This window comes from uncultured Cyclobacterium sp. (genome assembly GCF_963976465.1).
In the GTDB taxonomy this organism is placed as follows: domain Bacteria; phylum Bacteroidota; class Bacteroidia; order Cytophagales; family Cyclobacteriaceae; genus Cyclobacterium.
Genome location: NZ_CAXBOC010000298.1, coordinates 1 through 7,124 on the forward strand (window position 1 = coordinate 1; position 7,124 = coordinate 7,124).

A 7,124-nucleotide genomic window follows, 5' to 3' on the forward strand; every position below is an offset into this window, starting at 1 on the left:
CGATCTTATTTACAAAAAGAGTTATACGGATAGAAACGGTGGCATTATCGATATTTCAAATTACACCTCTAGGGCTTTTAAGCGTTTTGAATTGCAAACTGGCAAGACCAACAAAATAGAATCGTTGGAATTGAGCAATTCGGTGCAGCAAATAAATGCACAACAAGCATCCATTGAAAACATAATAAAAACAGACCCGATTTTATTACCTGTCAGCCCGGAATCTGAATTTGTGGCAGAATATGAAGTGGTTGTTATTGGTGCTGGTAAAGCCAACCCTGAGACAAGAAAAATGACTGAGGAAGAACGCAATAGTTATGCAGACATCAATAAGAAAACCTATGTTATCGACTATTTTTTACCTACGCTACTTGATATTAGTGGTAATAAATCATTACTGCCACCATTTGGTAGTGATAAAGAAATTGAATTGTTCAATGCTGTTTTCCCCGTTCTTGAGCAATATCCCGAAGTAATTAAAGAAGTGGTGGACAACAAATTCAAGGAAGCAACGAACATTTTCCTTCCAGCTTTGTATAAAGATATAAGGTTAAGCAATGATTTGCGTACCATTTTGAAAGACGTATACACTATAGTGTCCGATAAGGGTGAATTTCCCCATTCTTTTATTCAAGATCATGAGTTAATAGAAACGGGTTACCAACGAACTAAAGCAATAATTGAAGTCGTGGATAGGAACATAAAAGCAACCAATTATTATCCCAATTTCGGTGGGCTACGCACTACGGCCTTTAATTTTGAAAGCTGGAATGTTAAATCAATAGATGCGGTAGTAGAGATGCAACAGGACAATATTGAACTCTGTTTGGGGCAGGCCACTGAGCTTAGGGTAACCGCAATTACGGATTTTGAACCGGATCTGGAAGAATTTGAATTTCATTGGAGCACATCCAACGAGTATGGAGGAAGACTTCAGGATATTAAAAATGACCCCAACAATTTTGGGCCATCCATTATTACAAAAACAAATTATGTGTCCTATATCAGTACCGCACTAGAATCCAAATTAGGGAGTGGTGACAATAAAGAAACAGTAACTGTCATTCTTTACCTACGCAATAAAAAAACCGGGGAATTATCAGAGGCAGGACGAGACACTATGAGCATGAACAACAAGAAAGGTTGTGCGTCTTTTACCGTGTCATTCACAAGGCAATCAAACTTAAGAGAAATCCCAAACTCAGGCTGTCCCAATAACATAGGTTATCAGGCTTTTAGTCCCATTCCTTATACTGCTGATTTTGCTGCTTTAGAAGGCGCTTCCGGATATAAAGGAATCATTAGCTCCAGTAATGGAGTGGTGAACCAAGAAAGAGTTCTTGATGAAAGCCAATTGGAAGATTTAGGAAATGGAACATTGCGATTTAAAACAGGTGTAGGAAGCATTGTGATTTTTCAAAGTTGCGATAAGGCTACAGCTGAAGCTCGAGCAAATGAATTTGTTCGAAACATAAAGGTGGAACCGGTGAAAATAGAAATTACACCAATATTTAAGTAATAGATGCGCTCACTTGCCATAGAATATGCTTTATTTTTATAATTTCTAAAAGAAAAAAAAATGTTGTAAATTCCCCATACTTTCACAAGAAGTATGGGGAACACCTTAGAAAAGACCAACATCCAGCTAGTTACCGCTTTTAAAAACAATGACCAGAAGGTGATGCAAGAGGTATATCAAAATATGTTTCCAAAATTAAGGAACCATGTTTTTAAAAACCATGGTAATGAAGCTCAAGCCAAAGATGTATTTCAAGAATCTTTTATTTCTTGTTGGCGGAATGTCAAAAAAGGAAAACTAAACGAAAGTAGTAATCTTGAAGCCTATCTTTTTACCATAGCCAAAAATAAATGGACCGATTATTTACGTTCAGCCCACTTTAAAAAAACGGTCTCTGATGAAGGGGTCATGGCCATGCAGTCCAACAACGAAGAGCAGTGGGATGAAAATGAAGAAGAAAGAAAATTGAATGCACTACATGGTGCTCTTAAACAACTTGGTGCCTCTTGCAAAAAGCTTTTGACCCAGTTTTATTTTGAGCGCAAGTCTATGGATGAAATCGCAAAGGACCTTCAACTTGGATCGGCCTCGGTAAGAAACAAAAAATACCGATGTATGGAAAAACTAAGGGCATTGGCTTTGGAAACAATAAACAATGGATAAGTACCCCAATTACATATCTCAAGCACAGCAAGAAGAATTTGAAAGAATCCTTTTGGACCAAATGGATTCTAAAGAAATAGAGGCGTTCAATAACAAAATAAATGGTGATCCGGTACTCAAAAAACAGTTTGATGAGTTTAAGGACCTGTTCCTTGCCATTGAGGAAGAAGGCCTGAGAAATTTGATGGACATATTCCACGATAATCCTAAAGGGGAATCAGATGCAAAAAAGCACAAGTTTTATTGGTACCAAATAGCTGCAAGTATTGTTCTATTGTTATCATTCGGTATTTGGTTCTTTAACAAACAAAGTCCCAACGAGAAGCTTTTCCAAAGTTATTTCACAGTTGATCCAGGTCTTCCCACTGTTATGGGCACCAATGACAATTATGCCTTTTATGAGGCAATGGTTGATTATAAACAGGGCAATTACGACCTCGCCATCAATAAATGGGAAAAGCTATTGCCTACTGATCAGAATAGTGATACCTTAAACTATTTCTTAGGTAGTGCTTATTTGGCTAAGGGGAACTCCAATAAGGCCATTGATTTTTTTAAGAACACCTTGAACGCTGATGGGTCCGTTTTTAGCAAAGATGCCCATTATTATTTGGCTCTTGGGCTATTAAAGAACAACAATACTGAGGAAGCCATTAAACACTTAAAAATGGTTGCAGACGAAAAGAGTGTTGAGCTTCTGAAAAAAATCCAAAAATAAAATATATGAAGTTGAATGCATGGATTACTCTACTTTGCATTGCACTATTTTGGAATGCAAACGCACAACAAGGTGGGGTCTTAAGAAAAATAGATAGTCTTATCGCTGTTAATGAGTTCGTAAATGCCCAAGCGATTCTCAAAGCAGAAATGGACAATCCCAAAAATTTGATATTGGGACATCTGATCTATCCTTTGGGAAAGATAGAATTCTTACAAAATCCGGAAACTGATTTTGAAAAAGCTTTGGAATTATATGCACGGATTGATTCCAGAAAATTAAAAGACCCAATAGCTTATGAGGCCAATTTAAGAATGGGGATTCTTTACATAGATCAAGGAACTCCATCAAAAGCGCAAAAATTTTTAAGTGAAGCAAACAGTTTAGCCAAAGCATTGGGAGATGCCCACCGCATGGTGGAATCTGAATTTCATTTAAGCGAGTTAGGCCTTAAAATGGGCGATTTTGGATCATTGATCGCGCATACGGACAAAGCGCTTGATTTAATGCGAGAAAATGATTCCGAAAGTTTCCCTTTGGCACCACGAATATACAATTACAAAGGGGCGCTAATGCATTTTAATGCCAAACCCGACAGTGCCAATTACTATTTTGAAAAGGCTATCAATGCTTTGGGAAAGACCGACGATGACCCGGAACAAACAGATTATCTTCCGGGAACCATCTATGGCAATTGGTTCATGGTTAAACAGTCCTCGGGCAATTTTGATGATGCCATGCGGTTCACCCTAAAATCAATTGGCCATTACAATGCTTTTTTGAACAAGACCAATAATCATCCCCTAACGGAAAAAGTGCACGGAAACCTTACCATTGCCTATAGAAATTTGGGTAGTCTTTATTACGACTTAGGGGAAAAAGAAAAGGCAAAAAAAATTGCATTGTTAGGTTATTACCATGCAAAAAAACACTTCCTAAAAAACACCATACAGTATTTCGGTGCTGCCTTAATGGTAGGCGAATCTTTACTATACAACAGTGACCTAGACGAGGCAGAGAGCTATTTAGAAGAGGCCGAAAGCTCCTTAAACTCCATTAATGGTGAAAACTATTCTTACCAGGCCAACCTTTACGGCGTATTGGGTGACTTGTCCTTTCAAAAAGGAAATTACCAAGAAGCCGCAAACTATTACCATAAAACCCTTGAAGCCTATAAAAACAGTAACCAGCAGGGCTTTTCACAAAATGAGGTTTATGCCAATATTAACCTGGCCAAATCCTATTCAAATCTCAACGAGTACACGAAAGGTATTCGTATTGTCAACAAGACCCTTACCAAGGTTATTTCCATACATGGGGAAAATAGTTATTTGGCAAATGAGGTACAAATAGCCAAGGTCAAAATAATTTTTGATCAAAAAGATTATAAAGGTACCGTCGCCCTGAGCAACCAAATTTTGGAATCTTACAAGAGTCAATCGTTTAACAGTATAATTTCTGAAGAATTTTTTAGCCCAAACCAACTAAGACTATTGCTTTACCTAACCAAAGCCCAATATGAAATGGACACCCTAAAAACAGTGGAGAATTTGGGTGAAATTACCGCCGTTGTAGAAAATGCCATTCAAAGAATCGAAAGAAAAAAATCGCTAATCACCAATGAAGCCGATATCAATGTACTATTAGAAAACAGTCGAGCGTTATTCGATTTTGGAAAAAAGGTATATCGTAAAATGTTTGATGTGACCGGTGAGAAAGAATATTTGAAGAAAATAATCAACCTTCATGAATCTTCCATATACCATCGAATCCGTACAAGACTCAATCTAACAGAACATAAGCTTACTCCGGAAAATATCAGAGAGGAAGAAGATGTACTCCGGAAGAAAATCAATACTTTTTTTGACCCTGCACAAGCAACTCAATTTGATGTAGAGGATTGGAAGTCCACATTAAAAGAGTGGGACAATTATCTTTTTAAATTAAAAACCCACTATCCCCAATATTATGAATTACGATATGCCACGGTATTGACACCATTGGAAGATCTACAGAAAAATATTGATGAGTTGAGCACTGCGATACGCTATCTTTTCATTGAAAATGACCTCGTTGCCTTCATCCTAACCAAAGACAGTATGGAGATGGTCCCCTTACCTTCCAATTTATCATTGGATTGTATTGCCACCCTATCGGATTACCGAACAAACAGCTCTAAAAATTTTGAGTGCTTCTCACTTTTGTATCAGTCTCTTTGGGAACCAATTCAAGATAAAATTGAAACCGAAAACATTATCCTATTCCCCGATCAAGAATTGTTCAATCTAAATTTTGAACTTCTTACTTCGGAGAAAATCTATTCCTATAAAGAACTTGCAAACAAAAGCCTTTTGGGCAAACATAATATTTCATACAATTATAGCCTGCTTCTATTGGATGAAAATCGAAAGACATTGGATTTCAAAGATGATTTTGTTGCCTACGCCCCTACCTTTGGTGAAGGGATGAAGAAAGCGTATGAAATGGCCATTACCGATTCCATCGAGATGGATAAAACCTATCTAACCTTATTACCTCAACCGTTAAGTGCCGCTATTGCGGAAAGATTCTCCAACCGTTTTGGGGGCAGGTCATTTTTAAATCAGCAAGCATCCAAAACCATTTTCACCAAAACTGCAAACGAACATAAGATCATACATATCAGCACCCATGCTGAATCAAACAATGTAAACCCAGAGCTCTCGCGATTGATCTTTGCAAAGAACATTTCCGACGCAACTCTTATCAATGATAATTACCTGTATACCTATGAGATATACAATCAAAACCTAAATTCTAATCTGGCAATCCTAACGGCCTGTGAAACAGGTAAACCGAGCTATCAGCCCGGCGAGGGGATGATTTCTTTGGCACACGCCTTCAACTACGCAGGTAGTAAAAGTATCTTGACCAGTCTTTGGCAAATTGATGAGCAATCAAGTGCTGAAATCTTGGATAGCTTTTATGAATATCTCGAAAATGGCCATCCCAAGGATGAGGCATTAAGAAATGCAAAGTTGGATTATTTAGATCATGCGGAGGGAAGAACACTTCATCCACAATATTGGGCCGGTTTAATTTTAATGGGAGATACCCTGCCCGTTGAACTATCAACCCCAGTGAATAACTATTGGTATATAATTATAGGGGTAATATTGGCAGCTGCTCTTTTCTATTTAATTTGGAAAAGAAAGGCCTCCGGTTCCCATTGAACCGAGGGCCTTGTTAGTACTAACCTTGATGTCTTACATTCGGGTCATTATCATCCGGATCTAAATGTGCCGGGCTACCATCCCCATCATTGTCTATAAAGCCCCCACCGTCGGGTCGGACGTAAAGTTGAAAATTAAAAGGCAGGAAGGTATCCAAGGTACGTGCGTCAAACTCTGTCGAAGGTGCCACAGCTGTTTGAATTGCAGAATTTACTGTTCCCAAGCCTGGAACAACTATAGAACGCACCCATACAATCCCTGTAAATTCTCCAAATTGTATTACTCTTCCATTAAAATTGACCAATAAACTTTCAAAATTTTGACTTTCATTTCGAGAACAAATCGGTTCAAACCCATTGCTCGGATTAAATCCCACCTCTGCAAACATTGTATTGATTTCCTGGGCTATAATTTGATTAAAATCTGAAACGCCAAAAAAACTTACATTAGGAATCCAACGAAAAAACACCTTATTGTCAAGACGTTTTATGTCAATACCTATTGGAAAGTTTTGCGCATCTCTTACACCCGTTCCATTGTACCCAACCGGGTATTCAAGACTTAAAAGAGGCTGTTCATCAAATGAGACCCGGCCGCCTGGATTTTTAATTATGGGCACTTCATTCAATGGTAAGAAAATACCGTTGGCCATATTCCAATAAGCAGCGCCCGGTCCTGAATAGTTATTGCAAAATTCTGCCTGGACATTTTGTAAATTATCGATCTCACTTTCGTCATTAATACAACTTAGTACTCCGGACAAAATTAGCACAATGCAGAGGTATTTTATTTTTTTCATATTGGTTGTTTTACCTTTTATCGAAATAAAACAAAAATGTCATCAAACATTTAATCAAAATTTTCCAGGTAGGCTTATTCAATGTCTCACATCAACCCAAAATTGGCTATAGCCAATCTATTCTATAATCAGGATTGAGAATACCAATATATGATTTTCGGTTAGATCTGCTTGGTTGGATTAAAGATTAAGAAGCAAAACAGTAAGGATCAA

General features: G+C 37.7%; 5 protein-coding genes. 4 read left to right on the plus strand and 1 reads right to left on the minus strand.

Features of this window, described 5'->3' with window-relative positions:
• The 4 genes from AAC037_RS15950 to AAC037_RS15965 all read left to right on the plus strand — a co-directional run.
• Window positions 1–1,519 (plus strand): hypothetical protein (locus AAC037_RS15950; RefSeq protein ID WP_339903927.1); only part of this gene is annotated, 1,519 nt, incomplete at its 5' end.
• A gap of 93 nt (window positions 1,520–1,612) precedes the next feature.
• Window positions 1,613–2,182 carry a sigma-70 family RNA polymerase sigma factor gene (locus AAC037_RS15955; RefSeq protein ID WP_339903929.1) on the plus strand — a complete coding sequence of 190 codons (570 nt, stop codon included), beginning with the start codon at window positions 1,613–1,615 and terminating at the stop codon, window positions 2,180–2,182.
• On the plus strand, window positions 2,175–2,900 hold the full coding sequence (locus AAC037_RS15960) for a CDC27 family protein (RefSeq protein ID WP_339903931.1): 726 nt from the start codon (window positions 2,175–2,177) through the stop codon (window positions 2,898–2,900). The genes AAC037_RS15955 and AAC037_RS15960 overlap by 8 nt, the downstream gene beginning before the upstream one ends.
• Window positions 2,901–2,905: 5 nt before the next feature.
• Window positions 2,906–6,112: a CHAT domain-containing protein gene (locus tag AAC037_RS15965; protein WP_339903933.1), complete on the plus strand. Its 3,207-nt coding sequence runs from the start codon at window positions 2,906–2,908 to the stop codon at window positions 6,110–6,112.
• A 19-nt stretch (window positions 6,113–6,131) separates the two neighbouring features.
• Here AAC037_RS15965 and AAC037_RS15970 read toward each other — a convergent pair whose 3' ends face one another.
• A complete protein-coding gene (locus AAC037_RS15970; protein WP_339903934.1) occupies window positions 6,132–6,911 on the minus strand; it encodes a hypothetical protein in 780 nt (259 codons plus the stop codon).
• Window positions 6,912–7,124: the final 213 nt, after the last annotated feature.

Coding starts and splice junctions, on each gene's coding strand:
- AAC037_RS15955 (WP_339903929.1), top strand. CDS start 1,613: ATGGGGAACACCTTAGAAAAGACCAACATCCAGCTAGTTACCGCTTTT.
- AAC037_RS15960 (WP_339903931.1), top strand. CDS start 2,175: ATGGATAAGTACCCCAATTACATATCTCAAGCACAGCAAGAAGAATTT.
- AAC037_RS15965 (WP_339903933.1), top strand. CDS start 2,906: ATGAAGTTGAATGCATGGATTACTCTACTTTGCATTGCACTATTTTGG.
- AAC037_RS15970 (WP_339903934.1), bottom strand. CDS start 6,911: ATGAAAAAAATAAAATACCTCTGCATTGTGCTAATTTTGTCCGGAGTA.